Source organism: Rhizorhabdus wittichii, assembly GCF_017607425.1.
Taxonomy (GTDB): domain Bacteria; phylum Pseudomonadota; class Alphaproteobacteria; order Sphingomonadales; family Sphingomonadaceae; genus Rhizorhabdus; species Rhizorhabdus wittichii.
On record NZ_CP059319.1, the window covers coordinates 5,150,952 to 5,177,848 of the forward strand.

21 protein-coding genes are annotated in these 26,897 nt (G+C 68.6%); 17 read left to right on the forward strand and 4 right to left on the reverse strand.

The window, feature by feature from the left end; all coding sequences use genetic code 11:
- The first annotated feature begins 82 nt into the window (after positions 1–82).
- From HRJ34_RS24650 to HRJ34_RS24675, 6 genes are all read left to right on the forward strand, one after another.
- Positions 83–1,825 carry an N-acyl-D-amino-acid deacylase family protein gene (locus HRJ34_RS24650; protein ID WP_208632723.1) on the forward strand — a complete coding sequence of 581 codons (1,743 nt, stop codon included), beginning with the start codon at positions 83–85 and terminating at the stop codon, positions 1,823–1,825.
- Positions 1,826–1,896: 71 nt separating this feature from the next.
- Positions 1,897–2,397 carry a nuclear transport factor 2 family protein gene (locus tag HRJ34_RS24655; RefSeq protein WP_029994785.1) on the forward strand — a complete coding sequence of 167 codons (501 nt, stop codon included), beginning with the start codon at positions 1,897–1,899 and terminating at the stop codon, positions 2,395–2,397.
- Positions 2,394–3,524, forward strand: a complete 1,131-nt coding sequence (locus HRJ34_RS24660) for an aldo/keto reductase (protein WP_208632724.1) — start codon at positions 2,394–2,396, stop codon at positions 3,522–3,524. The genes HRJ34_RS24655 and HRJ34_RS24660 overlap by 4 nt, the downstream gene beginning before the upstream one ends.
- Before the next feature lie 34 nt (positions 3,525–3,558).
- Positions 3,559–5,322 (forward strand): N-acyl-D-amino-acid deacylase family protein, encoded by a 1,764-nt coding sequence (locus HRJ34_RS24665; protein WP_208632725.1) that lies wholly within the window; start codon positions 3,559–3,561, stop codon positions 5,320–5,322.
- A 5-nt stretch (positions 5,323–5,327) separates the two neighbouring features.
- Positions 5,328–6,434 (forward strand): CaiB/BaiF CoA transferase family protein, encoded by a 1,107-nt coding sequence (locus HRJ34_RS24670; protein WP_208632726.1) that lies wholly within the window; start codon positions 5,328–5,330, stop codon positions 6,432–6,434.
- A 35-nt stretch (positions 6,435–6,469) separates the two neighbouring features.
- Positions 6,470–7,276: a metal-dependent hydrolase gene (locus HRJ34_RS24675; RefSeq protein WP_011952574.1), complete on the forward strand. Its 807-nt coding sequence runs from the start codon at positions 6,470–6,472 to the stop codon at positions 7,274–7,276.
- 12 nt (positions 7,277–7,288) lie between these two features.
- Here HRJ34_RS24675 and HRJ34_RS24680 read toward each other — a convergent pair whose 3' ends face one another.
- Positions 7,289–7,909, reverse strand: coding sequence for a TetR/AcrR family transcriptional regulator (locus tag HRJ34_RS24680; RefSeq protein ID WP_016747049.1), 621 nt, complete (start codon positions 7,907–7,909; stop codon positions 7,289–7,291).
- A 353-nt stretch (positions 7,910–8,262) separates the two neighbouring features.
- On the opposite strand from HRJ34_RS24680, the gene HRJ34_RS24685 reads away from it, so the two are divergent.
- Positions 8,263–9,441 (forward strand): acyl-CoA dehydrogenase family protein, encoded by a 1,179-nt coding sequence (locus HRJ34_RS24685; protein ID WP_011952572.1) that lies wholly within the window; start codon positions 8,263–8,265, stop codon positions 9,439–9,441.
- Between the two features lie 52 nt (positions 9,442–9,493).
- Here HRJ34_RS24685 and HRJ34_RS24690 read toward each other — a convergent pair whose 3' ends face one another.
- Positions 9,494–11,044: an AMP-binding protein gene (locus HRJ34_RS24690; protein ID WP_029549007.1), complete on the reverse strand. Its 1,551-nt coding sequence runs from the start codon at positions 11,042–11,044 to the stop codon at positions 9,494–9,496.
- Between the two features lie 148 nt (positions 11,045–11,192).
- On the opposite strand from HRJ34_RS24690, the gene HRJ34_RS24695 reads away from it, so the two are divergent.
- The 3 genes from HRJ34_RS24695 to edd all read left to right on the forward strand — a co-directional run bounded on the left by HRJ34_RS24695 (position 11,193) and on the right by edd (position 15,159).
- Positions 11,193–11,603, forward strand: coding sequence for a VOC family protein (locus HRJ34_RS24695; protein ID WP_029994791.1), 411 nt, complete (start codon positions 11,193–11,195; stop codon positions 11,601–11,603).
- A gap of 51 nt (positions 11,604–11,654) precedes the next feature.
- Positions 11,655–13,046, forward strand: coding sequence for an MFS transporter (locus tag HRJ34_RS24700; protein ID WP_208632727.1), 1,392 nt, complete (start codon positions 11,655–11,657; stop codon positions 13,044–13,046).
- Positions 13,047–13,338: 292 nt separating this feature from the next.
- Positions 13,339–15,159, forward strand: a complete 1,821-nt coding sequence (edd, locus tag HRJ34_RS24705; protein WP_208632728.1) for a phosphogluconate dehydratase — start codon at positions 13,339–13,341, stop codon at positions 15,157–15,159.
- Positions 15,160–15,225: 66 nt separating this feature from the next.
- Here the strand turns inward: edd and HRJ34_RS24710 are convergent, their stop codons facing one another.
- Both HRJ34_RS24710 and HRJ34_RS24715 read right to left on the reverse strand, forming a co-directional pair.
- On the reverse strand, positions 15,226–15,654 hold the full coding sequence (locus HRJ34_RS24710; RefSeq protein WP_011952567.1) for a GlcG/HbpS family heme-binding protein: 429 nt from the start codon (positions 15,652–15,654) through the stop codon (positions 15,226–15,228).
- A gap of 138 nt (positions 15,655–15,792) precedes the next feature.
- Positions 15,793–16,692, reverse strand: a complete 900-nt coding sequence (locus tag HRJ34_RS24715) for a LysR substrate-binding domain-containing protein (protein ID WP_029548825.1) — start codon at positions 16,690–16,692, stop codon at positions 15,793–15,795.
- A gap of 200 nt (positions 16,693–16,892) precedes the next feature.
- On the opposite strand from HRJ34_RS24715, the gene HRJ34_RS24720 reads away from it, so the two are divergent.
- The 7 genes from HRJ34_RS24720 to HRJ34_RS24750 all read left to right on the forward strand — a co-directional run bounded on the left by HRJ34_RS24720 (position 16,893) and on the right by HRJ34_RS24750 (position 26,893).
- A complete protein-coding gene (locus tag HRJ34_RS24720; RefSeq protein WP_226948936.1) occupies positions 16,893–18,104 on the forward strand; it encodes an NAD(P)/FAD-dependent oxidoreductase in 1,212 nt (403 codons plus the stop codon).
- 22 nt (positions 18,105–18,126) lie between these two features.
- Positions 18,127–19,650, forward strand: a complete 1,524-nt coding sequence (gene amaB, locus HRJ34_RS24725) for an L-piperidine-6-carboxylate dehydrogenase (RefSeq protein WP_208632730.1) — start codon at positions 18,127–18,129, stop codon at positions 19,648–19,650.
- Positions 19,651–19,910: 260 nt separating this feature from the next.
- Positions 19,911–22,079: a TonB-dependent receptor gene (locus HRJ34_RS24730; protein ID WP_226948937.1), complete on the forward strand. Its 2,169-nt coding sequence runs from the start codon at positions 19,911–19,913 to the stop codon at positions 22,077–22,079.
- A 42-nt stretch (positions 22,080–22,121) separates the two neighbouring features.
- On the forward strand, positions 22,122–22,727 hold the full coding sequence (locus tag HRJ34_RS24735; protein WP_011952562.1) for a helix-turn-helix domain-containing protein: 606 nt from the start codon (positions 22,122–22,124) through the stop codon (positions 22,725–22,727).
- Positions 22,724–23,026 carry a cupin domain-containing protein gene (locus HRJ34_RS24740; protein ID WP_016746095.1) on the forward strand — a complete coding sequence of 101 codons (303 nt, stop codon included), beginning with the start codon at positions 22,724–22,726 and terminating at the stop codon, positions 23,024–23,026. The genes HRJ34_RS24735 and HRJ34_RS24740 overlap by 4 nt, the downstream gene beginning before the upstream one ends.
- Before the next feature lie 31 nt (positions 23,027–23,057).
- Entirely contained in the window at positions 23,058–25,124 is a 2,067-nt protein-coding gene (locus HRJ34_RS24745) for a hydantoinase/oxoprolinase family protein (RefSeq protein WP_208632732.1), read from the forward strand.
- 98 nt (positions 25,125–25,222) lie between these two features.
- Positions 25,223–26,893, forward strand: a complete 1,671-nt coding sequence (locus tag HRJ34_RS24750) for a hydantoinase B/oxoprolinase family protein (protein ID WP_208632733.1) — start codon at positions 25,223–25,225, stop codon at positions 26,891–26,893.
- Positions 26,894–26,897: the final 4 nt, after the last annotated feature.

Genomic DNA, 26,897 nt, shown 5'->3' on the forward strand with positions numbered 1-26,897 from the left:
TCAGGAATTCGCGGATGCCCGTCCGGCCGTCGTTGACGAACTAAAATAATTGTATTAGCGTTGCATCAACTGGAGAGTCGTGATGTCGCAGCAAATTTCCCCCGACCTGGTGATCCGCAACGGACTGGTGGCCGACGGCCTGGGGTCGCCGCTGCGGCGGGCGGACGTCGCGATCAGCGGCGACCGGATCGTCGCGGTGGGGGAGGTCGGCGCGCGGGGCGCCGAGGAGATCGACGCCGCGGGCGCGCTGGTCACGCCGGGCTTCGTCGACGTCCACACCCATTATGACGGCCAGGCGGTCTGGGCGGAGCGTTTCTCGCCGTCGTCGGCGCATGGCGTGACGACGGTGGTGATGGGCAATTGCGGCGTCGGCTTCGCGCCCTGCCGGCCCGAGGATCACGAGGTGCTGGTCAGCGTGATGGAGGGCGTCGAGGACGTGCCCGAGATCGTCATGACCACCGGGCTCGACTGGAGCTGGGAGACCTTCCCGCAATTCCTCGACACGCTAGAACAGCGGCCGCACGACATCGATTTCGGCGTCTACCTGCCGCACTCGCCGCTGCGCGTCTATGTGATGGGCGATCGCGGCGTCCGGCGCGAGGAGGCGCAGGAGGCCGATCTCGACCGGATGCGCGAGATCACGCGCGAGGCGATGCGCGCCGGCGCGCTCGGCTTCGCCACCTCCAGCGTCCCCGCGCACCGCACGGGGCAGGGCGAGTTCATCCCGTCCTTCCAGAGCGCCGAGACCGAATATCTCGCCATCGCGGGCGCGATGACCGACACCGGGCGGGGCGTGTTCCAGATGGTGCTCGACCAGCGCAACCCGGCCGATGCGGAGCGCTTCGTGCCGATGCTGGAGCGGATCAGCGACCGGACCGGCCGCACCGTCACCTTCACCCTCACCCAGATGATGGACGGCCCGCCCGACGCCTATCGCAGCGTGCTCGCGGCGGTGAGCGAGGCCAACCGCAAGGACGGCGTCGAGATCCGGCCGCAGGTCTTCCCCCGGCCGATGGGCATGCTGCTCGGCATCGACCTGACGCTCAACCCGTTCAGCCTGTGCCCGAGCTACGAGCCGCTGCTGAAGATGTCGGTGGCCGATCGGGTGGCGGCGCTGCGCGATCCCGACCTGCGCGCGCGCCTGCTCGTCGAGCAGCCCAGCGATCCGAAGAACCCGCTGTTCGTGATCGCCCGCGACTGGAAGCGGCTCTATCCGTTCCGCACCCCGGCCGATTACGAGCCGCCCAAGAGCACGAGCATCGCCGCGCTCGCCGCGCAGACCGGCCGCTCGCCGGAGGACATCGCCTATGACCTGCTGCTGGAGAATGACGGCGCGGGCATGATCCTCGCCGCGATCACCAACTATGCCGAGGCGACGCTCGACGCGGTGTTCGAGATGATCACCCATGAGGACACGGTCGTCGCGCTGGGCGACGGCGGCGCCCATTACGGGCTGATCTGCGACGCCAGCTTCCCGACCTTCATGCTGACCCACTGGGCGCGCGACCGCGACAGCCAGAAGATCGAGCTGAGCGACGCGGTCGAGGCGCTGACCTCGCGTCCGGCGCGGCTGGTGGGGCTGGAGGATCGCGGCGTGATCGCGCCCGGCTACAAGGCCGACATCAACATCATCGATCTCGATCGCCTCCAGCTCAGGATGCCGCATATCGACCGCGACCTTCCGGGTGGCGGCCGCCGCCTCAACCAGGGCGCGGTCGGCTATCGGGCGACGCTGGTGTCCGGCAAGGTGATCCAGCGCGACGGCGTGCCGACCGACGCGCTGCCGGGCCGGCTGATCCGCGGGCCGCAGCCGCTGACCGCCTGACGGCGCGACAGGTCCGACGAGTCCCGTGCGCCGGAAGAACCGGCGCGCGGCGCAGGCGCAGGATGCATGAAATGGATGAAGCGCTAAGCGAACTGGTCGACGAATACCGGATCCGGCGGCTGATCCTGACCTGGCTGGACGGCATCGACACGCGCGACCCGGAGAAGATCCGCGCCGCCTGGGCCGAGGAGATGGAGACCGAGTTCATCGGCTTCCCCGACATGGGCGACGGGCCGATCCGTCCCGGCCGCCATCGCACCGCCGATCGCGCCGACGGCCTGATCCGGATGATCGGCCAGTTCAGCATGACCCAGCATGTCAGCACCAACCATCTCGTCACCGTCGACGGCGACCGGGCGACGGCCAGCGCCTATGTGCTGGCGACGCATCACATGGCGGTCGAGGCGCGCGAGCCCTGGTCGGTGATCGGCGCGCGCTACGACATAGAGGCGGCCCGCATCGCCGGGGACTGGCGGCTGACCCGGCTCAAATGGACCCGGCTGTGGACCTCGGGCAACGACGCGCTGTGGGCCGAGGCCGGCAAGCGGCTGGCGGCGGAGGCGGCGCGATGAGTGGGACGGAGGCGATGCGCTACGCCCTGCTCGGCGACACCGGCCTGTTCGTGTCGCGGCTGTCGCTGGGCGCGCTGACCTTCGGCGCGCAGGAGGGCGACGGGCTCTACCAGATGATCGGCAATCTCGATCAGCCGGCGGTCAACCGCATGGTCGCGCATGCGATCGACAAGGGCGTCAACCTGATCGACACCGCCAACGTCTACGCCGACGGGCGGTCGGAGGCGGCGATCGGCCGGGCGCTCAGGGACCTCGGCATCCGCCGGTCGGATATGATCATCGCCACCAAATTCTTCAGCCGCACCGGCGCGGGGCCCAACGACATCGGCGGCAGCCGCGCCCATATCATGGCGTCGGTCGAGGCCAGCCTGAAGCGGCTCGGCACCGATCATATCGATCTCTACCAGATGCACGGGCAGGACCCGATCACGCCCGAGGAGGAGACGCTGCGCGCGCTCGACGATCTCGTCGCGCGGGGGATGGTCCGCTATGTCGGCTGCTCGAACTGGCAGGCGTGGAAGCTGATGAAGGCGCTCGCCGTCTCGGACCGCCGCGGCCTGACGCGCTTCCAGTCGCTGCAGGCCTATTATTCGATCGCCGGGCGCGACCTGGAGCGCGAGATCGCGCCGCTGATCCAGGACCAGAAGATCGGGCTGATGGTCTGGGGCGCGCTCGCCTGGGGCCTGCTGTCGGGCAAATATCGGCGCGACGGCGGCGATGTCGGCGGGGGCGAGGGGCGGCGCGCGCAGCTCGATTATCCGCCGGTCGATCGCGAGCGCGCCTGGGCCTGCATCGACGAGATGCGCGCGATCGGCGATGCCCATGGCGTGTCGGTGGCGCGGGTCGCGATCGCCTGGCTGCTCAGCAAGCCCTATGTCAGCACGATCGTCGTCGGCGCGAAGAGCCTCGAACAGCTCGACGACAATCTCGCCGCGATGGCGCTGGAGCTGGACGCCGACGAACTGGCCCGGCTGGACGCGGTCAGCGCCCTGCCGCCCGAATATCCGGGCTGGGCGGTCGAGCTGATGAACAAGACCCGGCTGCCGCAGCCTGGACAGGGCCCCGGCGGCCTCGGCGATCGGCTGCGGCAGTCGGCCGCCGACAATGGCGGATCGTCGCCATGCTGAAATCATCCCATATCCCATTCGAATTGGAGACCTCATGCTCGACCTGTTGATCAAGGGTGGAACGCTGGTCGACGGAACCGGCGCGCCGGCGCGGCTCGCCGATGTCGGCATCCAGGGCGACGAGATCGTCGAGATCGGCGCGATCGACGCGCCCGCCAGGCGCGTGATCGATGCGCGCGGCCTGCTGGTGACGCCGGGCTGGGTGGACATCCACACCCATTATGACGGCCAGGTCACCTGGGATTCGCAGCTCGCCCCGTCCTTCTGGCACGGCGTCACCACCATCGTGATGGGCAATTGCGGCGTCGGCTTCGCGCCGGTCCGGCAGGACAAGCGCGACTGGCTGATCGGGGTGATGGAAGGCGTCGAGGACATTCCCGGCGCCGCGCTGTCCGAAGGCATCGAATGGGAATGGGAGAGCTTCCCCGAATATCTCGACGCGCTCGATCGCCGTCCCTACGCGCTCAACATCGCCGCGCAGATCCCGCATGCCGCGCTGCGCGCCTATGTGATGGGCGAGCGCGGGGCCGACAACAGCGAGGCCAGCGCGGAGGAGATCGCCCGGATGGCGGCGGCGGTGCGCGAGGGGATGGAGGCCGGCGCGTTCGGCTTCTCGACCACGCGATCGATCATGCACCGCGCGATCGACGGCGCCCGCGTGCCCGGCGCGACCGCCGGCCTGCCCGAACTGGAAGCGATCGCCCGCGCGATCGGCGACAGCGGCCGCGGCATCTTCGAAGTGGCGCCCAACGGCCTGAGCGGCGACGACCTGCTCGCCCCCCGGCAGGAGATCGCCTGGATGAAGGACATCTCCGAGCGGATCGGCATCCCCGTCACCTTCCTCTGCCTCCAGGTGTCGAGCGCGCCCGATCTGTGGCGCGAACTGCTCGCCGAATGCCGCGCGGCGCGGGAGACGGGGGCGGACGTCACGCCGCAGGTCTATTCGCGCGCGGTGGGCGCGATCCTGACCCTGGAGAACAAGATCAATCCCTTCTTCGACTCGCCGACGATGCGCAGCCTCGACGACCTGCCGTTCGAGGAGCGGGTGCGCCGGCTCAAGGCCGATCCCGCGCTGCGCGCGGCGATCGCGGCCGAGGGCGCGCAGGGCCAAACCCGCAAGGGCGACCAGTACAAGAAGCTGTTCGGCGACGCGTGGAAGGACATGTACCCGGTCACCACGCCGATCGACTATGAGCCCGATCCCGCCAACTCGATCTCCGCCATCGCCCGGCGCGAGGGCCGCGATCCGCGCGCGGTGGCGCTCGACGCGCTGTTGGAGGACGGCGGCCGGGGGGCGATCCTCCATCAGATGGCCGGCTATAATTACGGCGACCTCGAAGCCCAGCGCGAGATGCTCAGCGATCCCGACACGGTGCTGGGCGGCGGCGACGGCGGCGCCCATGTCGCGGTGATCTGCGACGCGGGCGTGCCGACCTTCATGCTGACCCATTGGGCGCGCGACCGGGCGCGCGGGCCGAAGCTGCCGCTGGAGACTGTCGTCAGGAAGCAGACATCGGACACCGCGCGCACCTACGGGCTCACCGGCCGGGGCCAGATCAGCGTCGGCTACAAGGCCGACATCAACCTGATCGACTTCGACAAGCTCGACTTCCTCCAGCCGCACCTGACCAACGACCTGCCGACCGGCGCGCCGCGGCTGATGCAGAAGTCCACCGGCTATGTCGCGACGATCGTCAACGGCGTCGTGATCCAGGAGAATGGCGAGGACAGCGGCGCGCGGCCGGGCGGGCTGCTGCGCAGCGTCGCCACGCGTCGACCCGTGCCGGCGGCCGTCTGATCGCCATGGAAAGCGGGGCGGTGCCGGGCTGGAGCGGGGGCGGCGGGCAAGGCGCGCTGGCGGGCCTGCGGATCGTCGAGATCGCCTCGATCGGGCCGGGGCCCTTCTGCGCGATGATGCTGGCCGATCATGGCGCCGAGGTGCTGCGCATCGAGCGGCCCGGCGATCCGCTGGGCGCGGCGGCGCCGCTCGGCGGCCGCGACGTGCTGCTGCGGTCGCGCCGGACCCATGTCCTCGACCTCAAGGACCCGGCCGGCGTCGCGGCGGTGCGCGCGCTGGCGCGCGATGCCGACGGGCTGGTCGAGGGCTTCCGCCCCGGCGTGATGGAGCGGCTGGGCCTCGGCCCGGACCTGCTGCTCGCCGACAATCCGCGGCTCGTCTATGGCCGCATGACCGGCTGGGGCCAGACCGGGCCGATGGCGCCGCGCGCCGGGCACGACATCAACTATATCGCGCTGGCCGGCAATCTTCACGGCTATGGCCGCGCCGGCGGGAAGCCGACCCCGCCGATCAACGCGGTGGCCGATTTCGGCGGCGGCGGCATGATGATGGCGTTCGGCATGTTGGCCGGGATCATGGCCGCCCGGCGCACGGGGCGCGGGCAGGTGATCGACTGCGCGATGGTGGACGGCGCCGGGCTGCTGGGGGCGATGACCTGGTCCTTCCTGGCGCAGGACGCCTGGACCGACGAGCGGGGCGTCAACCTGCTCGATACCGGCGCGCCCTTCTACGACAGCTATGAGACCGCCGACGGCCGCCACGTCGCGATCGGCGCGCTCGAGCCGCAATTCTACGCGCTGCTGCTCGATCGGCTGGGCGTCGCCGACGATCCGCTGTTCGCGCGGCAGAACGACCGCGCCGCCTGGCCGGCGATGCGCGCGCGGCTGGAGGCGCTGTTCCGGTCCCGCAGCCGCGACGAATGGACGGCCCTGTTCGACGGCTGCGACGCCTGCTTCGCGCCGGTGCTGTCGCTCGCCGAAGCGCCGCGCGACCCGCACAGCCGCGCCCGGGACAGCTTCGTCGCGGTCGACGGGCATATCCAGCCGGCCCCGGCGCCCCGCTTCAGCGCGACGCCCGCCCGCCGGCCGGTGGCCGGCCAGGTGTCGCAATGAATAATGTATAGACATAATTCCATGGAGATGCCGTCATGACGCAGCTCGTTCATCGTCAGCCCAATATCGATTTCACCGGCGTGCCCGCGCGCTGGACGCGCAACATCGAGTTCGCGTCGCTGTTCACCGCCGGTTCGGCGGGCGCGCCGGCGGTGGAGCCCTATCTCAACCAGATCATGGCGCAGGCCAAGCCGCTGCTGAAGCCCAAGGACCGGCACCTCGCGCCCGAGATCGACCTGTTCATCAAGCAGGAGACGACCCATTACAAGGTGCACAACGCCTATAATGCCGAGATCCGCAAGACCTACCCCTTCTTGAAGGAGGCGGAGGAGGCGAAGCGCGCCGATTACCGCGGCTTCCTGGCCAACAGGTCGCACAAGTTCAACTGCGCCTATGCCGCCGCGTTCGAGACGCTGGCGCTCAGCATGGCGCTGTTCCTGTTCGAGGAGGCGGACGACCTGATCGCCGATGCCGACCCGCGGACGATCGCCATGTGGCGCTGGCACCTCGGCGAGGAATATGAGCATCGCTCGGTCTGCCACGACGTCTATTGCGCGATCTACGGCGACTGGTTCTTCCGCGCGAAGATGGTGATCTTCACCTATCGCCACCTCGCCGCGCACAACAGGCGCATCATGGGCGCCCTGCTCCAGCAGGAACGGGCCGCGATGACGCCCGAGGAGCTCGAACGCTCGCTCGCCCGCCAGCAGGATTTCATGAAGCGCTTCCGGTCCTTCCACCTGCCTCGGATCATCCGGCTGCTGATGCCCGGCTATAATCCCGGCAAGGCCCGTGCGCCGCGCGGACTGGAGGCCGCGCTCGGCCTGTATGCGCCCGGCTGATCGCGGGCGGGGTCAGCCTTCGCCGGGGTCGGCGTCGACCACCGGGGCGGTCAAAATGCCCACCGCCGTGTCCACGAGGTTGCCGAGATCGGCGCCCTGGGGAAGCTGCACCGAGCGGGGCTGCGCGTTGGAGGCGCGGCTCGCCTCGTAGAGCGCGAACACCGACGAGAGATAGCGGGTGAGCAGCAGCAGCCGCTGCCGCAGGATCGGCCGCGGCATGTCCTCCATCAGCGCGGCGATCCGGCCCAGGATCACGTCATAGGCGTTGAGCCGGTGTTCCTTGAGGATCTCGCGGACCAGATGGTAGCGATGATGCGTGATCGCTTCCGAAAGCCGGGCGGTGGTCGGCTCGTCCTCGACGTCGCTCGTGTCCGACGAGGTCACGAGGATGCGGACATAATCCCTGATGTCCAGCGGCCGGCCCTGGCGGTCGAGATCGGCGAGCTGCGCGTTCCAGCGATCGTCCATCAGCCGGAACACGTCGACGGTCAGCTCGCGGATCAGCTCTTCCTTCGAGCGGAAATAATAGTTGAGCGACGCCCCGTTCTTCTCGCCGGCGACCGTCAGGATATCGCGGACGGTGGTGCCTTCGATCCCGCGTTCGGCGAACAGGCTCCGCGCGGCTGCCTTCAATCTGTCCCGGGTCGACGGGGCGTCAGGGGCGCTCCCTCGTCTTTTCTGGCTGGCAAGCTGCATGGAGGATTCGACGCGCCTTTCTTGATGCTGTGCCCGACTTATGGGTGGGCGCCATATTAGCAGGCGTTTTTGAAACGTCCATCTTCAACACGCGAAGATCGCGCATCGATTCGAAAATTCCCATCGGCGCGATGGTATCCGGCGGTGGTCGAAACCCCCATGGCACAAGGGATCGGCGCTTGCTGCAAACAAATGTTTTACTTTCGTGTCGGGGCTTGTATCATGATCGCCAAAGCAGTGCCGGCGCGGAACCTGGTCCGATCGGCGGATGAGGCGATGGGAGAATCTCTATGATCGATTTCGAGCTTACCGACGGCGACAAGGAGGTCATCGCGCTCGCGCGCCGGCAGGCGATCGGTTACCAGCAGCGCGCCAAGGGCATCGACCGGACGATGGAGTTCGACCGGCCCGACTTCGCCGAGCAATTCGCCTTCGCGGGCCAGGAGGACATCGTCCATGTCCGCGATTTCGCGCAGGAGCGCGCCGACGACCTCAGCGGCCTCACGATCATCGAGCCGCTGATCTATCTCGAGGAGAGCTACGGCTTCAAGCCGCTCTACTGGCAGGGCGACAACGCCGATGCGATGAACGTCTCGCTGTCCGGCAAGCTGATCGAGAAGGTTGGCACGCCCGAGCAGGTCGAGGCCTTCCAGCCGCTCTACCTCGCCTGGGGCATGTCCGAGCCCAATGGCGGCTCCGATCCTGCCTCGATGCGGACGGTCGCAACCTATGACGCCGCGACCGACGAATGGGTGATCAACGGCGAGAAGATATTCTCCTCCAACGCCACCCATGCCGACGGCATATTGGTGATGTGCCGCGCGGTCGGGCCCGAGGGCGACGAGGGCATCAGCCTGTTCGTCGTGACCAAGGGGATGCCGGGCTATGGCGTCGGCCCGCAGATGGACAAGCTCGGCCTCCGGAACTGGGACACGGTCGCGACCTTCTTCATGGACGTGCGGGTGCCGGCGCTCAACCGGCTGCAGGGCAACCTCAAGGACGCGCTGTCGATCTTCAACGGCACCCGCGCGCTGATCGCGGGGCAGGCGCTCGGCTATGCGCGCGTCGCGCTCGACCTGGTGCGCGAGAAATATGCGGAGGGCGGCAAGGCGCTCAACTATGCCGGTTCGCTGGCGTCGCGCTCGGCGATCGAGGACCGCATCCTCGGCATGGAGGCGCTGTGGGACGCCACCTACCTGACCATGCTCCACGCCAAATGGCATGAGCAGGCGAGGGGGCCGGGCAAATTCTATCCGTCGCTGGCCAAGTGCAAGGCCGGGCTGATGGTCCGCAAGCTGATCAACGACTGCATGGACATATTGGGGCCGGAGAGCGCGTCCGAGAAGCTGCCGGTCGAGCAGGCGCTGCGCGATGCGCGCATCCTCGACATCTACGAAGGCCCGAACGAGGCGCAGCGCCTGCTGATGGCGCGGACGCTGCTCAACTATTCGGCGAAGGAGCTGAACTGATCCCGATCGACGGGGCCGCGACCGCGCGGCTCCGTCCCGGGTGGTGGTGGTGTCAGACGGCCCGCGCCCGATCCTTCCAATAGGGCGCGCGCAGCGTCACCTTGTCGACCTTGCCGACGGCGTTGCGCGGAATGTCGGTGCGCAGCTCGACGCGCTTCGGCGCCTTGATGCTGCCGACCTTTTCCTTGCACCAGGCGATCAGTTCCGCCGCGCTCGGATCATGTCCGGGCCTGGGCTGGACCACCGCCAGCACCGCCTCGCCCCACAGCTCGTCGGGCACGCCGATCACGGCGCATTCCTCGACGTCGGGATGACCCCAGAGCGCCTGCTCGACATCGGCCGGATAGACATTGTAGCCGCCGGTGATGATGATGTCGCGCTTGCGCCCGACGATATGGACATAGCCGTCCGCATCCTTGAACCCCAGGTCGCCGGTCAGGTGCCAGCCGTTGCGGGAGACCTCGGCCGTCGCCTCGGGATTCTCGTAATAACCGGCCATCACCAGCCCGCCGCGCACCGCAAGTTCGCCACGCTCGCCGGGCGGCAGGATCGCCCCGTCGTCGTCGAGCACCTCGACCCGAGTGAACATCGTCTCCCGCCCGCAGCTCGCCAGACGCCCCGCCAGCGCCTCGTCGTCGACGACATGGTCGGCCGGGGCCAGGCAGGTGCAGAAGCTCGGGGCCTCCATCTGGCCCCAGAATTGCGCCATCACCGGCCCGAAGATGGCGATGCACCGGCGCAGCTTGTCGAGCGACATCGGCGCGGCGGTGTACATGAAGGCGCGCAGGGATGAGCCGTCGCGGTCCTGTACGCCCGGATGCTCGAGCAGCTTGTAGATCGCGGTGGGCGGCAGATAGAGGTGGGTCGGCCTGTCGCGTTCGATCGCGTCGAGGATCGCGCCCGCGTCGAAGCCGTCGTGGAGCAGGATAGTCGCCCCCTTCGCCATCAGCATCAGCCCGAAGGCCCCGGCGGCGTGGGTTATCGGCGGCGCGGCGAGATAGCGGGCATGGCCCTCGACCGGTAGCGCGCTGTGGAAGCAGGCGGCCATCGTCGTCCAGTTGCGGCGGCTATGCATCACCCGCTTGGGCCGACCGGTCGATCCGCCGGTCGGATAGATGGCGACGATGTCGTCCGGGTCGCCGGCGATGTCGGGCATCGTCCGACCCGCGCCGCGCGCCAGCAGCGCGTCCAGCGGGGTTCCGATCCCGGCGTCGCCGTCGATGCAGATCGCCTCGCGCAGCGTCGGGCAGTCGCGGAGCAGGGCGTCGACGCCCGTCGCCAGCGTCCGGCTGAACAGCAGGATCGAAACCCCCAGCTCCTCGATCGCGACGCGATGCTCGCCGATCGGGAAGCTGGCGTTGAGCGGCACGAAAACGGCGTCGGCCTCGTAGATGGCGAGCAGCGCGCAGAATCCGGCGCTGCTGTTGGGCGTCAGCAACGCGATCTTCGTCCCGGCCAGCGATTCGCCCCGGCCGAGGCCGCAGGCCATCCGGCCCACCCGCTCCGCCGCATCGCCATAGCTCAGCCGCTCGCGCGCGTCGTCGAGGAAGAGCCGGTCGGGCCACAGGCGGGCCGCGTGGCGGAACAATGCTTTGACACCCACGGATCATCCTTTCCAATTTTTGTATCATACAATCAAATCAATCCTTGGCAATGACCCTCCGCCGGGGTATCCCGGCCGCAGAGGCGACGGTTTTCCCCCGTATCGCCGGTTGGCTCGGCCGCCTCGCTGCCGCCGGGCGGGAGAGATCATGGATTTGCCGATCGGCCCCATCGACCATGTCGCCTATCCCGTGGCGGACCTTCCAGCCATGGTCGGCTTCCTGTCGCGGGTGCTCGGCGCCCGCTGCACCCGTGAGCCCTATCGGATCGACGGCGCGGTGGCGGTCCAGCAGGTCGAGGTCGGCGATGCGCTGCTCAGCCTCCATCGCCACGGCAACGGCATCGACCTGGCGGCGCCGGCGGCGGCGCCCGGCTGTCTCGACATCTGCTTCCGGTGGAACGCGCCGATCGGGACGGCGGTCGCGCATCTCGCCGCGGTCGGCGTCGCGGTGGTCGAGGGCCCCGTGCCGCGCCGCACGGCGGCGGGCGAGCCCGGCCAGTCCGTCTATTTCCGCGATCCCGACGGCAATCTCGTCGAGCTGATGTCGACGATGTCGTGAGGGTGCGATCGGTTCAAGCCACGGCTCCGGCCGGAAGAGGATGTGAGTAGCATGGGACATGAGCGAACCGTGGCGGCGCTGCCGCCTTCCCCGCAGCGGCGTGCGGCCGCGCCCGCGCCCGCGGTGGAGACCACGAGCCGCTACGGCTGGTACGTGCTCGGCATCCTGACCTTCGTGAACCTGATCTCGGCGACCGATCGCTTCCTGATGGGCGTGATCATGGTGCCGCTCAAGACCGACCTGAAGCTCAGCGACACCAGCCTCGGCCTGCTGCAGGGGCTGGCCTTCGCGCTGCTCTATTGCGCCGCCGGCATTCCACTGGGCCGGATCGCGGATACCCGGTCGCGGCGCGCGATGCTGTCGATCGGCTGCGTCGCCTGGACCTTCGCGACCGGCGCCTGCGCCTTCGCGACCTCGTTCGAATCGCTGTTCGCGATGCGGCTGATCGTCGGCCTGGGCGAGGCGTCGATCATGCCCGCCGCGATCTCGCTGATCGGCGCCTATATCGTCCGGAACCGGCTGGGAACCGCGACGAGCATCTTCATGATGGGCGCGACCGGCGGCAAGGCGGTGGCCTTCATCGGCGGCGGAGCGCTGCTGTCGCTGCTCGCCGCGCAGGGCGGGCTGATGCTGCTGGGCGCCGAGTTCCGGCCGTGGCAGGTACTGTTTCTGGCGGCGGCGTTGCCGGGCATTCCCGCGGCGCTGATCCTGCTCACCATCCGCGAACCGGCGCGGACGGGCCGCCGGCTCGCCGCCGGCAAGGCGATGGCCGAGCTATGGGCTCATGTCGCGCGGCACCGCGCGGGGGTGCTCAGCTTCGTCGTGGCGGGCACCTGCACGATCCTCAACGCGCATCTGTTCGCGGCCTGGGCGCCCAGCTTCTTCGTACGCCGCTACGGCCTCGACGTCGGCGAGGCGGCGATGATCGTCGGCGTCATCGTCGTGGCGATCGGTCCGCTCGGCGGCATCGCCGCCGGCGTGATCGCCGACAGGCTGCTCCAGCGCGGTGTCGAGACGGCGCCGCTGCGGGTGATGGTCTGCGCCTTCATGCTCGCCATTCCCGGCACCCTGCTGATGGTGACCACCGACAGCCTGACCCTGGCGCTGGTCGGCTATGCGATGGCGCAGATCATGGTGCTGGCCGGGGGGCCCCAATCCTATTCTGGCATCCAGATGCTGACTCCGCTGCGCCATCGCGGGATCATGTCGGCGACCTATCTGGCGCTCACCACGCTCGCCGCGATGGGGCTCGGCCCGACGACGATCGGGCTGTTCAGCGACCATGTCTGGACCGACCCGGCCACCGGCCTCGGCTATTCGATCCTGACGGTGCTGGCGATCTTCTCGGTCGTCGGCCTGCTGGCGCTGATCGTCGCCAACCGCACCTTTTCGGCCGCCGTCCGCGCGGCGCAGGACGCGAATGCCGCGGAGGACGGCCGCTAAGATATCCACGGCGGATTCAACCCGGAATCGGCCTTCGTCCCGCGGCGGCGCTGCAACCCGACGCGCCGGTCATCCGTTTGCAGCCTGAGCGCGACAATGTCACAGGGTAGCACGATACATCCTCCCCATGCCTTGCATGGGGAGGGGGACCGCGCGAAGCGCGGTGGAGGGGTCTGCGACCCCACCCCTCCACCACCCTGCGGGTGGTCCCCCTCCCCACGCTTCGCGTAGGGAGGATTGCAAAGGACGGGAAGATGATCGGATTGAAGGAAGCGCCGGAGGCGGCGGGGCGATGAGCTTGCATGCGGCGGTGGAGGCGGTGACGGCGCGGATCGTGGAGCGGTCGCGTGAGGGCCGCCGGGCCTATCTGGAGCTGATCGCGCGCGAGCGGGATACCGGGGTGGACCGTCCGCGGCTGTCGTGCGGCAACCTGGCGCACGGCTTCGCGGCGTCGGGGGAGGACAAGCCGGCGATCCGCGAGGGGCGGGCGATGAACATCGGCATCGTCACCGCCTATAACGACATGCTGTCGGCGCATCAGCCCTATGGCGGCTATCCGGACCGGATGAAGCTATGGGCGCGCGAGGCGGGGATCACGGCGCAGGTGGCGGGCGGGGTCCCGGCGATGTGCGACGGGGTGACGCAGGGGCAGCGCGGCATGGAGCTGTCGCTGTTCAGCCGCGACACGATCGCGCTGTCGACGGCGGTGGCGCTGAGCCACGGCATGTTCGAGGGGGCGGCGCTGCTCGGCATCTGCGACAAGATCGTCCCCGGGCTGCTGATCGGGGCGCTGCGCTTCGGCCATCTGCCGACGATCCTGGTGCCGGCCGGACCGATGCCCTCGGGGCTCGCCAACAAGGAGAAGCAGCGCGTCCGCCAGCTCTATGCCGAGGGCAAGGCCGGCCGCGCCGAGCTGCTCGAGGCGGAGAGCGCCTCCTATCATGGCGCGGGCACCTGCACCTTCTACGGCACCGCCAATTCGAACCAGATGATGATGGAGGTGATGGGCCTGCACATGCCGGGCGCCGCCTTCGTCAACCCGGGCACGAAGCTCAGGCAGGAACTGACCCGCGCGGCGGTCCGCCGGCTGGGGGAGATCGGCTGGGACGGCGGCGACTATCGGCCGCTGGGCTTGTGCGTCGACGAGAAGGCGATCGTCAACGCGGCGGTGGGCTTGCTGGCGACCGGAGGCTCGACCAACCATGTCATCCACCTGCCCGCGATCGCGCGAGCGGCGGGGATCATGATCGACTGGGAGGACATCGACCGGCTGTCGGCGGCGGTGCCGCTGATCGCGCGGGTCTATCCCAACGGCGCGGGCGACGTGAACCATTTCCAGGCGGCGGGCGGCATGGCCTATGTGATCGCGACGCTGCTCGACGGCGGCTATCTCCACCGCGACATCCTGACCGTGGCGGGCGACGATCTCGGCGCCTATGCGCGGGAACCGCTGCTCGACGGCGAGGCGCTGGCGTGGACCGACGCGCCCGCCGCGCCGCTCGACCCGGCGATGCTGCGGTCGCACGCCGATCCGTTCCTGCCCGACGGCGGCATGCGGCTGGTGCGGGGCAATCTCGGGCGCGGCACCTTCAAGACCAGCGCGGTCGATCGGTCGCGCTGGACGATCGAGGCGCCGGTGCGGCTGTTCGACGACCAGGACCAGGTGACGGCGGCGTTCAGGGCGGGCGAGCTCGACCGCGACGTGGTGGTGGTGGTGCGCTTCCAGGGCCCGAGGGCGAACGGCATGCCCGAGTTGCACAAGCTCACCCCGCCGCTGGGCGTGCTCCAGGACAAGGGCCACAAGGTGGCGCTGGTGACCGACGGTCGGATGTCGGGGGCCTCGGGCAAGGTGCCCGCCGCGATCCACCTGACCCCGGAGGCGTTCGCCGGCGGCCCGATCGCGAAGCTCAGGGACGGCGACATCGTCCGGCTGTGCGCCGAGCGGGGCGAGATACTGGCGCTGGTCGACGCGGCCGAATGGGAGGCGCGCGAGCCTGCCGTCCCGCCGCCCCGGCAGCCCGGCACCGGCCGCGAGCTGTTCGCCTTCATGCGCGCCGGCGCCGACACCGCCGAGCGCGGCGCCTCGGCCATGCTCGACGCAGCAGGGTTGTGAGGTTCCCGCTCGCCGTCCGCGTCATCCCGGTGGAAGCCGGGATGACGGGCGGCTCCTGACCTGGGCTCAGGCCTGCGCGGTCAGTCCCGCCGCGGCGATGCCCGCCAGCGCGCAGAGTTCGTCATTGTCGGCCACGTCGCCGGTCACGCCGACCGCGCCGATCACCCGGCCGTCGGCATCGACGACGATCACGCCGCCCGCCGACGGGACGATGCCGGCCGGGGCGATGGTGCCGAGCGCGCCGACGAAGCTGGGGCGGTCCGCCGCCATCTCGCCGATCTTGCGGCTCGACACGCCCAGCGCCAGCGCGCCGCTCGCCTTGCCGGTCGCGATGCCCGGACGGAGGTTGGACGAGCTGTCCTGCCGCTGGAGCGCGATCAGGTGGCCGCCGGGATCGAGCACCGCGACGGTCAGCGGCTTGAGCCCGAGCTCCTGCCCGCGCGTGAGGGCGGCCGCGATGATCCGGTTGGCATGATCGAGCGAAAGAAAGGTCATGGCATTGCCCCGTGAAGATGTTGATCGACCGCGCGTCAGGCCCGATCGGCCTCGGCTGCCATCAGCAGCGCCATGCGGTGCGTAGCATCGGGCACCGCCAGTGTCTCGACCGAAAGGCGTCGGGCGGGCGGATGCCGATCATCGCCCCGATTCCTTTCGAGCTTCCTGGAGGATCCAGGTCCGGAAGGCGTCCAGCGGCGGGTGGCGTTCGTGGGTATGGGGCCAGACGAGATAATAATGGTCGGCCTGGACGACGGGGGCGTCGAGCGCCCTGACGAGATCGCCGCTGCGCAGCTCCGCCTCGACGAGGAACTCCGGCAGCAGGGCGACGCCCAGGCCCGCGCGGGCGGCTTCGGCGACCAGCAGGAACTGGTCGAGCAGCATGCCGTGGACCTCGCCCGGGTCGACCTCCATCGCCGCGAACCAGCGTTCCCAGGCATCGGGCCGCGACATCAGGTGGAGGAGCGGGGCCTCGATCAGGTCGGCGGGCTTCGCCGCGCCGAGCCGCGCGCGGAGCGCCGGGCTGCACAGCGGCGCGACCGTCTCGCCCATCAGCCGGTCGAGCTGCGCGCCAGCCCATTCGCCTTCGCCGAAATGGATCGCCGCGTCGATCGTCTCGGTCCGGAAGTCGAACGGCGTGGTTCGCGTCGAGACATGGACGGTGATGTCCGGATGCGCCGCCAGGAAGCCGGGCAGGCGCGGCATCAGCCAGCGCAGGCCGAACATCGGCAGCAGGGCCAGGTGCAGCGACGCGCCGCCGGGATTGGCCCGGAAACCGAGCGTCGCGCTGGAGATACGCGCGAGGGCGCCGCGAATCTCCCGCGCATAGGCGTTGCCCGCCAGGGTCAGCTTCACCTTCTGCTTCTCGCGATGGAACAGCTCCGATCCGAGCAGTTCCTCGAGCGCGCGGATCTGCCGGCTGACCGCGCTCTGGGTGAGCGCGAGCTCGCGCGCGGCGGCGGTGAAGCTCTGATGCCGGGCGGCGGCGTCGAAGGCGCAGAGCAGGGCGGTGGGGGGAAGGAAGCGTCGAGGGGTCATGTCATTCCATTTCGGAACCAACTTTGTCCAAAGCCTCGTTTGCGGTGCCGGGTCACCACCAACATAATTCCATAGCTGCATGAGCCATGCGCTTTGTCAACGCGGCGGCGCAGCGGGGGCGGGCCGGTATGGACGGTGATCGACGCAGTCATGGCTTGTGGGCCGCTTCCGCGCCGCCGGCGCCCGAAACGGTCCCGCTGATGGATGACGACAGCGCCGATGCCGTGATCGTCGGCGCGGGTTTCACCGGTTGCTCCGCCGCCCTCCACCTCGCTGCCGCCGGCCGCCGGCCGGTCGTGCTCGAAGCGGCCGGGATCGGCTTCGGCGGGTCGGGCCGCAATGTCGGCCTCGTCAATGCCGGGCTGTGGATCAGGCCGGACGAGGTGCCGGAGGCGATCGGCGCGCCGTTCGGCGAGCGGCTGATCGCCCAGCTCGGCGATGCGCCCGGCCTCGTCTTCGACATCGTCGAACGCCATGGGATCGCCTGCGAGGCGGTGCGCAACGGCACCCTGCATTGCGCGGTCGGGCGCAAGGGGCTTGCCGAGATCACCGCGCGAGCCCGCCAATGGCGACGGCGCGGCGCCGATGTCGAGCTGCTCCACGGCAGGGCGACGGCGTGGCGGGTCGGCAGCAAGGTCTATGCCGGCGCCCTGCTCGACCGGCGCGCCGGCACGATCCAGCCTCTTGCCTATGTCCGCGGCCTGGCCGCCAGCGCGATCCGCCTGGGCGCGCGAATCCATGAACATTCGCCGGCGACGGGGTTCGAGAATCTCGGCGGCGAGTGGCGGGTGACGACCGCGCGGGGCAGCGTGACCGCGCCCTGGGTGATCATCGCGACCGATGCCTATTCGGCGGCCATCTGTCCGGACGTGAAGCGCGAGCAGGTGATGCTGCCCTATTTCAACCTCGCCACGCGGCCGCTGAGCGCGGAAGCGCTGCGGAGCGTGCTGCCCGGCCGGCAGGGCGCCTGGGACACCCGGTCGATCCTGTCCTCCTTCCGGCTCGACGCGACGGGGCGGCTCGTCTTCGGCAGCGTCGGCGCGCTGCGCGGCACCGGCACGCGCATCCATGCGGACTGGGCCCGCCGCGCGCTGGCGCGCATCTTTCCGCGGCTCGGCGAGGTCGCGTTCGAGCATGGCTGGTACGGGATGATCGGGATGACCCGCAATGCCGCGCCGCGCCTTCACATGCACGGGCGCAACCTGGTGTCGATCAGCGGCTATAACGGCCGGGGGATCGCGCCGGGCACCAGCTTCGGCTGCGATCTCGCGCGGCTCGTCCTGGGGGAGGTCGCGCCCGACGAGCTGTCGCTGCCGGTCACCCGGCTGGAGCCTGCCCGCTTCCGCGCCGCGAAGCAGGCCTTCTACGAGATCGGCGCCCAACTCGCCCACTTCACCGCTTCGAGACCCTGACCTTCCCATGGAGGATGATCCCATGACCGCCACGCCCGCCGCCGAAGCCCATAGCCTCCTCGCCAATCTGGGCGTCAATCCGTCTGCGCTCGACGGCGGATCGCTGATCGTCCGCTCGCCGATCACCGGCGAGGTGATCGCGCGGCTCGGGGAGACGGCGCCGGGCGACGCGGCGGAAGCGATCGCCGCCGCGCAGCGCGCCTTCCTCGCCTGGCGCATGGTGCCGGCGCCCCGGCGCGGCGAGTTCGTGCGGCTGATCGGCGAGGAACTGCGCGCCGCCAAGGACGATCTCGGCCGGCTGGTCTCGATCGAGGTCGGCAAGGTGCTGTCCGAGGGGCTCGGCGAGGTCCAGGAGATGATCGACATCTGCGATTTCGCGGTCGGCTTGTCGCGCCAGCTCTACGGGCTGTGCCTGCCGTCCGAGCGGGGCGATCACCGCATCACCGAGCAATGGCATCCGATCGGCCCGGTCGGGGTGATCTCGGCGTTCAACTTCCCGGTCGCGGTGTGGAGCTGGAACGCCGCGCTCGCCTTCATCTGCGGCGACAGCATGGTGTGGAAGCCGTCGGAGAAGGCGCCGCTGACGGCGATGGCCGTCGCCGCCCTGGTCGGCCGCGCGATGCGCGCGTTCGGCGACGACGCGCCCGAGGGGCTGCTCGGCCTGCTGATCGGCGGGCGGGCGCTGGGGGAGCAACTCGTCGACGATCCGCGCGTGCCGGTCGTCTCGGCCACCGGCTCGACCCGGATGGGCCGCGCGGTCGGCGAGCGCGTCGCGCGCCGCTTCGGCCGGTCGATCCTCGAGCTCGGCGGCAACAATGCCTCGATCGTCACTCCTTCGGCCGATCTCGACCTCACCCTGCGCGCGGTCGCCTTCGGGGCGATGGGCACCGCCGGCCAGCGCTGCACGACCCTGCGCCGGCTGATCGTCCATGCCGACGTCTATGACGGGCTGATCCCGAGGCTCGCCAAGGTCTATGCGGGAATCCGGGTCGGCGACCCGCGCCTGCCCGACACGCTGGTCGGGCCGCTGATCGACGGCGACGCCTTCGCGGCGATGGAACGCGCGCTGGCGGCGGCGCGCGCGGCGGGCGGTCGGATTCATGGCGGCGGGCGGGCGGACGTGAACGGCGACGGCTCCTTCTACGCCCGCCCGGCGCTCGTCGAGATCGACGAGCAGGTCGACTGCGTCCGCGAGGAGACCTTCGCGCCGATCCTCTACGTGCTGAAATACCGAACGCTCGACGAGGCGATCGCCCTCCAGAACGGGGTGCCGCAAGGCCTTTCCTCGTCGATCTTCGCGACCGACATGCGCGAGGTCGAGCAGTTCCTGTCGGCGGCCGGCTCCGACTGCGGCATCGCCAACGTCAACATGGGCACATCGGGCGCCGAGATCGGCGGCGCGTTCGGCGGCGAGAAGGAGACCGGCGGCGGCCGCGAGAGCGGCTCGGACAGCTGGAAGGCCTATATGCGCCGCCAGACCAACGCCATCAACTATGGCCGCACCCTGCCGCTCGCCCAGGGCGTCACCTTCGACGTCGATGCCTGATCGCGTCCGTCGGTGGGCAAATGAAAAAATTTTCCCTTCACTCAAAATTTGAGTTGTAACGAATCTTTCACTGTGCGAGCCTCCGATCATTGACGTGATGAGAATCCGCAAATGGGGGGAACGTCGTGATCAATATCAACCGGACATATCTATCGATAACCATGATGTCGGTGCTGCTCTGCGGGGCCTCGCAAGCGGCGATTGCCCAACAGGCCGCGACGGATGCCCAGAATTCCGGCGATATCATCGTCACCGCGCGCATGAGATCGGAATCTCTGCAGAATGTTCCTGCATCGCTCAGCGTCTTTTCTTCGAAGCAGATAGAAAACGCGAAGATCGAGCGGCCCGGCGATTATATCGCGCTGACGCCCAACGTCACCTTCTCGACCGCGCAGGATGCCGGCACCACCTATCTCACCGTGCGCGGCATCAGCCAGGTGCCCAATGGCGAGACCCCGGTCGCGATCTCGGTCGACGGCGTGCTGCAGACGAGCGCGTTCCAGTTCAACGAGGAACTGTTCGACATCCAGCAGATCGAGGTGCTGAAGGGGCCGCAGGGCGCGCTCTACGGCCGCAACGCCATCGCCGGCGCGATCAACATCACCACCAAGCCCGTCACCAACGATTATGAGGGCCGCGTCGCCTTCGGCTATGGCAACGGCCAGGCGACCCGCGCCGAAGGCTCGGTCTCGGGACCGATCATCAAGGACAAGCTGCTGTTCCGCGCGGGCGTCTCCTATCGCGATGCCGACGGCTGGATCACCAACCGCTTCCTCGACAGGAAGGTCGACGACTTCCGCAACATCGGCGCGGACCTCAAGCTGATCTACGAGGCGACCCCGGACCTGACCTTCGACCTGCGCGGCCATTATGGACGGATCACGGGCGGCGCGGCCTATTTCGTCCGGTCGAGCAACGCCGCCCAGCAGGGCGTCGTCATCACCGATGCGCATGGCGTCGCCAACACGGTGATCGCGCCGACCTCGAACAATCTCGGCTACAACAAGCGGCTGTTGAAGAACGTCTCGTTCAAGATCGACTATGACACCGGCTTCGGCAGGCTTTCCTCGATCACCGCCTATGACGCGATCGACCTGCTGACCACGTTCGACGGCTACGACTATTCGGACAACCAGAACTGCTTCGAGCTGACCTCGCCGCTGTCGACGCCCTATGCCTGCGCCAATCCGCAGATCACCTTCGGCGGCCTGAACGGCGGCACGCCCTTCTTCACGGCGCCGTTCAACACCATCTTCCAGCGCTATCGCCAGCGCAACTTCAGCCAGGAGCTGCGCTTCACCAGCCCGTCGGACCAGCCGCTCCGCTATATCGCCGGCCTCTATTTCCTCCAGCGCAAGCGCGACCTCGTCACCGCGACGCAGGAGGACAAGGGCTTCGGCATCGTTCCCGAACTCGATTTCGATCCGGCGACGGCCAACCAGACGCGCGCCTATTTCGAAGAGCACAACAACGACAAGGCCTATGCCGCCTTCGCCCAGGCGAACTACGACGTGACCAAGACGATCGAGCTGTCCGCGGCGATCCGCTACGACACCGATCACCGCCGGCAGACCGATCCGCGACCCGACATCTACCGGCTCGACGGCCTCGGCCGGCCGATCACGGGGCCGCGCACCCGCAAGCAGAATTTCGACGCGTGGCAGCCCAAATTCACGATCAACTATCGCCCGCTGCGGACCTTCTCGATCTACGCCAACTATGCGAAGGGCTTCCGCTCGGGCGGCTTCAACGCCGCCGGCACCGAGCTCGATCCCTCGACCGGCGCGAAGGTGGCCGATCCGATCTTCAAGAAGGAGATGTCGGAGACCTACGAGGTCGGCTTCAAGAGCGAGCTGCTCGATCGCGCCCTCTCGATCAGCGGCGCGCTGTTCCAGACCGATGCGAAGAACCTGCAGGTGTTCAACTTCAACGGCGTCGTGAACGCGCAGGTCGTCAACAATATCGACAAGGCGCGGATCAAGGGCGCCGAGCTCGAGGTGCAGGCGAGGCTGCCCGAGGGCTTCGCCCTGTTCGGCGGCCTCGGCTATACCGACACCAATATCCGGAAATATGACGCCAATCCGACGACCGTCGGCAACCAGCTACCCAACACCACCAAGTTCAAGACCAACATGTCGCTGCAATATACGCGCGACATCGGCACGTCCGAACTGCTGATCCGCGGCGACTGGGAGCATCGCGGCAAGACCTATTTCCACGAGGGGGGCACCCCGATCGGCATACCGATCCGCGACCCGCTCGACCTGTTCAACGGCCAGGTAAGGCTGACCCTCGCGAGCGGCTGGAGCGCGTCGCTGTGGGGCAAGAACCTCTCGAACAAGAAATATTACGATAAGGTCGTGGTGCCCGACTATAATTTCCAGGCTCGGCCCCGCAGCTATGGCATCGACATCACGAAGACTTTTTGAAGCGGCAGGCGGTTGATGAAAAAAGACGAGGGACGGGAGACCATGGCCAAGGCCAATCCGGCGGTGCCGGCGACGGACCCGATGATGTCGTTCGGGGAGCTGATCCGGGATCGCCGCAAGCGACTGAAGCTCACCCTGAACGAAGTGGCGTTGCGATCGGACCTGTCGGTGTCGTTCATCTCGCTGGCCGAACGGGGCAAGGCGACGCCGTCGATCGTCTCGCTGCTGCGGCTGGCCCAGGCGCTCGACGTCGACATCAGCTATTTCCTGGCGCCGCCGCAGACCAACAACATCCTGCATCGCGCGGCCGATCCCGAATATTATCCGATCGACTCCCCGGTGACCTACATTCGGCTGAGCGCCGGGCACGTCAACCAGAAGATGGACAGCTTCATCTACATCATCCCGCCGGGGCCGATCTTCCCGCGGGTCCATCGCGACGGCGAGTCCTTCTACTACATGCTCGAAGGCGAGCTGCATTTCGAGGTGGGCGACGACAGCTTCGACCTCGGCCCCGGCGACAGCCTGCATTTCGACACGCGCCACAGCTATGCGATGCGCAATTGCGGCGAGAAGCCGGTGAAGGTGCTCTGGGTCGGGACCCCGGTGCTGTTCCCGAGCGCCACGCCGGCGAGCGATCCCGAATGAAGGTCATCCCCGCCATGCTTGCCGCCGACGCGGTCCACGCGCTCGGCGCCGATGCGCCGGGATGCCGGGCGCTGGTGTCGAGCTTCGCCGCCGGGCTGCGCGTCCCGGCCGAGGGCAGCAGCCGGCATGATGAGATCGAGATATCGCTGGTGCTGTCCGGCGCGTTCGACCTCGACAGCGGCGGCGAGGTCGCGCGGCTCGCGGCGGGCGACGTCGTGATCGTGCCGCCGGGGGAGGCGCATTCCTTCCAGGTCGTCGCCGACACGCGGATTTTCACGGTTACCGTCGCCGCCGGCTGATCGCCCGGCGACCCGATCAGGAGCAAGATTGATGCGCGTTGCAACCGACGTTGGCGGCACCTTCACCGATCTGGTCTGCTACGATGTCGACAAGGCGAGCGGCAAGGTCGTCGGGCTGCGCACCGCGAAGACCGACACCACCTATCCGCAGTTCGACGAAGGGGTGATGAACGCGGTCGCCAAGGCCGGCCTTGATCCCAGGGGCTTCGACTTCTTCGCGCACGGCACCACGGTGGTGATCAACGCGCTGCTGTCGCGCAAGGGCGCCAGGACCGCGCTGATCACCACCAAGGGCTTTCGCGACGTGCTCGAGATCGCGCGCGGCAACCGGCCCGACCTGTTCAACCTCGCCTTCCGCAAGCCGGCGCCGTTCGTGCCGCGCTACCTGCGCCGCGAGGTGGACGAGCGCAGCACCTATCTGGGCGAGGTGACGACCGCGCTCGACCCCGCGACGCTCGATCCGATCCTCGCCGATTTCCGCGCCGAGGGGGTGGAGGCGATCGCGCTCTGCTTCCTCCACGCCTATGTCGCGCCGGAGAACGAGCGGTTGGCGCGCGACCATATCCGCCGCGTCTGGCCCGAGGTCTCCGTGATCGCCTCGCACGAGATCTCCCGCGAGTGGCGCGAATATGAGCGGACCTCGACCGCGGTGCTGACCGCCTATGTCCACCCGGCCGCGCAACGCTACCTGCGGACGCTGCAGCGCAGCCTCGACGGCGCCGGCTATCCGCACGCGCCCTATATCATGCAGTCGAACGGCGGCATCGACACCGTCCAGGGCGCGATCCGCAACCCGATCGCGATGGTGGAATCGGGGCCGGCCAGCGGCGTGCTGGGCGCCGCCGCGCTCGGCCGGCTGCTCGGCGAGGACCGGATCATCGCGCTCGACATCGGCGGCACCACCGCCAAATGCTCGCTGATCGAGAAGGCGCAGACCCGGATCACCACCGAATATCGGATCGAATGGTCGCGCACCGAACCCGGTTATCCGATCCGCACGCCGGTGATCGAGATCGTCGAGATCGGCAATGGCGGCGGCTCGATCGCCGGCATCGATCCGGGCGGGCGGCTCTATGTCGGGCCGGAAAGCGCCGGCGCCTCGCCGGGACCGGCGGCCTATGGCCGGGGCGGCACGCGGCCGACCACGACCGACGCCAACCTCGTCACCGGGCGGATCAACCCGGCCAATTTCCTCGGCGGCGAGATCGTCCCGGACATGGCCAATGTGCGCAAGGCCTTCGCGCCGCTGGTCGACAAGCTCGGCGGCGACACCGCCTCGGTGGCGCGCGGGATCATCCGCATCGCCAACGCCAACATGGTCAATGCGCTCAAGCTGGTGTCGCTCAACAAGGGCCATGACCCGCGCGACTTCACCCTGGTCGCCTATGGCGGCGGCGGGGCGATGCACGCGGTGATGCTGGCCGAGGAGCTGCAGATGCCGAAGGTGATCATCCCGGTGAACTCCTCGGTCTTCTCGGCCTGGGGCATGCTGATGACCGACATGCGCCGCGATTTCGTGCGCACCCAGGTGGTCCTGCTGACCCCCGGCAACGGCGCGCGGATCGAGGAGATCTTCGCCACCATGGCGGGCGACGCGCGGGAAAGCTTCGCCGCCGACGTCGCCACCGGCGCTGCGCCGCTGCGCATCCTGCGGTTCGCCGACATGCGCTATCTGGGCCAGGAGCACAGCGTGAAGGTGGAGCTTCCCGACGGCGCCTTCGACGCCGCGACGCTCGCCGCCGCGATCGAGCGCTTCCACGCCACCCATGAACGCGAATATACCTTCCGGCTCGACCTGCCGGTGGAGATCGTCAACTTCCACGTCGTGGCGTTCGGCGACGTGCCCAAGCACGAGCCCGAGCGGCTGCCCGTCACAGGGCGCCTGCCGGTCGAGGCGACCAACGGCACCCGCATCGTCGACCTCGACGAGCATGGCGTCCACGAGGCGCCGATCTACGATCGCGACCGGCTCGAACCCGGCATGCGCTTCGCCGGCCCCTGCATCGTCGAGGAGGCGGCGGCGACGCTGGTCGTCACCCCCGGCCGCCTCGTCGTCGTCGACGATTACGGCAACCTCCACGTTCACATGAACGTCTAGAGCAGTCGATCTGATTGCCTCAGATCGACTGCTCCAGGTCATTTTTTACCGCGATTTCCGAGTTGGTAGTTACCTGAAATCGCTTTGAGGACCCGGCCATGAAAACCGATCCCTACACGCTCGAGATCATCAAGAACGCGCTCGTCTCGATCGGCGACGAGATGTTCCAGACGATGGCGCGGACCAGCATGAGCCCGATCATCTACGAGGCGCTCGACTTCTCGGTCGGCATCACCGACGCGCGCGGCGAGCTGATCGCGCAGGGGCAGGGCACCACCGTCCTGCTCGCGATGATCGACAGCTTCGTCCACGACATCCTCGCCAAGTTCGGCGATGCGATCCGGCAGGGCGACGTGTTCATCGGCAACGATCCCTATCGCGGCGGCGGCACCCATCTCTCCGACTTCGGCATCGCCACGCCGATCTTCCATGACGAGCGGCTGGTCGCCTTCGCGGTCAACAAGGCGCACTGGCTCGACGTCGGCGGCGCGGTGCCGGGCAGCTTCTCGACCAACGCCACCGAGATCTTCCAGGAAGGCATCCAGATGCCGATCTGCAAGATCGTCGAGGGCGGCACCCTGCGGCAGGACATCCTCGACATCATCGTCGCCAATATCCGCGTGCCGCAGGAAAGCGTCGGCGACATGTGGGCCGGCGTCGCCGCGAACGGGGTCGCCGAGCGCCGCCTGCGCGAACTGTTCGACAAATATGGCCATGACGCCGTGCTGCGGGCCAAGGACGAGCTGCTCGATTATGGCGAGGCGATGGTCAAGCATGAGCTGGCGGCGCTGCCCAAGGGCGTCTTCCATGCCGAGGACCTGATCGACGACGACGGCCGCAGCGACGAGCCGCTCAAGGTGATGGTCAAGATCACCATCACCGACGACAAATTCGTGGCGGACTTCACCGGCAGCGCGCCGCAGACCATGGGCCCGATCAACAATTCGCGCACCGGCCTCACCTCGGCGGTGCGCCTGATCTTCAAGGCGATCACCAATCCGCAGGTGCCGGCGAACAGCGGCTCCTTCCGCCCGATCGAGATCATCTGCCCCGACCGCACCGTCTTCACCGCCGAGCGGCCGGCGCCGGTCTCCACCTATTGGGAGACGCTGATGTACGGCGTCGACCTGATCTGGCGCGCGCTCGCCCCGCACCTGCCCGACCGGCTGGGCGCCGGCCATATGCTGTCGGTCTGCTCGGTGGTGTTCGCCGGCAGCCATGCCGACACCGGCAAGAGCACGATCCTCGTCCAGCCGCTGGTCGGCGGCTGGGGCGGCCATCAGGGCAAGGACGGCGAGTCCGGCCAGTTCGCCGCCGCCGACGGCGAGACCTACAATGTGCCGATCGAGATCACCGAGGCGCGCTACGGCGTCCATGTCGACCAATATGCCTTTCACGACGAGGATGGCGGCCATGGCGAGCATCGCGGCGGCAAGGGCGTCGTCCTCGACTATCGGATGCGCACCGACGATTTCGTCGTCACCGGCAGCTTCGGCCGCTTCAAATATCCGCCCTGGGGCATGGCGGGCGGCGGCGAGGGATCGCCCAACCATTTCGACATCATCCGCGCCGACGGCACGCACGAGGTCCATGGCAAGGTCACCGGTGCCAAGGTGGCCAAGGGCGACGTCGTCCGGATGGTGACCGCGACCGGCGGCGGCTGGGGTGATCCGGCGCGACGCAGCAAGGCGGCGCTCAGGGAGGATCTGCGCAACGGTTTCCTGACCGCCGACCAGATCGATCGCCATTATGGCGGGATCGACGGCTGAGCGG

Bases quoted from the DNA above. Each gene is read 5' to 3' on its own strand.
- HRJ34_RS24700 (WP_208632727.1), top strand. From the start codon at position 11,655: ATGGGACATGAGCGAACCGTGGCGGCGCTGCCGCCTTCCCCGCAGCGG.
- HRJ34_RS24660 (WP_208632724.1), top strand. From the start codon at position 2,394: ATGAGTGGGACGGAGGCGATGCGCTACGCCCTGCTCGGCGACACCGGC.
- HRJ34_RS24675 (WP_011952574.1), top strand. From the start codon at position 6,470: ATGACGCAGCTCGTTCATCGTCAGCCCAATATCGATTTCACCGGCGTG.
- HRJ34_RS24695 (WP_029994791.1), top strand. From the start codon at position 11,193: ATGGATTTGCCGATCGGCCCCATCGACCATGTCGCCTATCCCGTGGCG.
- HRJ34_RS24670 (WP_208632726.1), top strand. From the start codon at position 5,328: ATGGAAAGCGGGGCGGTGCCGGGCTGGAGCGGGGGCGGCGGGCAAGGC.
- HRJ34_RS24655 (WP_029994785.1), top strand. From the start codon at position 1,897: ATGGATGAAGCGCTAAGCGAACTGGTCGACGAATACCGGATCCGGCGG.
- amaB (WP_208632730.1), top strand. From the start codon at position 18,127: ATGACCGCCACGCCCGCCGCCGAAGCCCATAGCCTCCTCGCCAATCTG.
- HRJ34_RS24710 (WP_011952567.1), bottom strand. From the start codon at position 15,654: ATGACCTTTCTTTCGCTCGATCATGCCAACCGGATCATCGCGGCCGCC.
- HRJ34_RS24720 (WP_226948936.1), top strand. From the start codon at position 16,893: ATGGATGACGACAGCGCCGATGCCGTGATCGTCGGCGCGGGTTTCACC.
- edd (WP_208632728.1), top strand. From the start codon at position 13,339: ATGAGCTTGCATGCGGCGGTGGAGGCGGTGACGGCGCGGATCGTGGAG.
- HRJ34_RS24750 (WP_208632733.1), top strand. From the start codon at position 25,223: ATGAAAACCGATCCCTACACGCTCGAGATCATCAAGAACGCGCTCGTC.
- HRJ34_RS24650 (WP_208632723.1), top strand. From the start codon at position 83: ATGTCGCAGCAAATTTCCCCCGACCTGGTGATCCGCAACGGACTGGTG.
- HRJ34_RS24740 (WP_016746095.1), top strand. From the start codon at position 22,724: ATGAAGGTCATCCCCGCCATGCTTGCCGCCGACGCGGTCCACGCGCTC.
- HRJ34_RS24735 (WP_011952562.1), top strand. From the start codon at position 22,122: ATGGCCAAGGCCAATCCGGCGGTGCCGGCGACGGACCCGATGATGTCG.
- HRJ34_RS24715 (WP_029548825.1), bottom strand. From the start codon at position 16,692: ATGACCCCTCGACGCTTCCTTCCCCCCACCGCCCTGCTCTGCGCCTTC.
- HRJ34_RS24730 (WP_226948937.1), top strand. From the start codon at position 19,911: ATGAGATCGGAATCTCTGCAGAATGTTCCTGCATCGCTCAGCGTCTTT.
- HRJ34_RS24685 (WP_011952572.1), top strand. From the start codon at position 8,263: ATGATCGATTTCGAGCTTACCGACGGCGACAAGGAGGTCATCGCGCTC.
- HRJ34_RS24745 (WP_208632732.1), top strand. From the start codon at position 23,058: ATGCGCGTTGCAACCGACGTTGGCGGCACCTTCACCGATCTGGTCTGC.
- HRJ34_RS24665 (WP_208632725.1), top strand. From the start codon at position 3,559: ATGCTCGACCTGTTGATCAAGGGTGGAACGCTGGTCGACGGAACCGGC.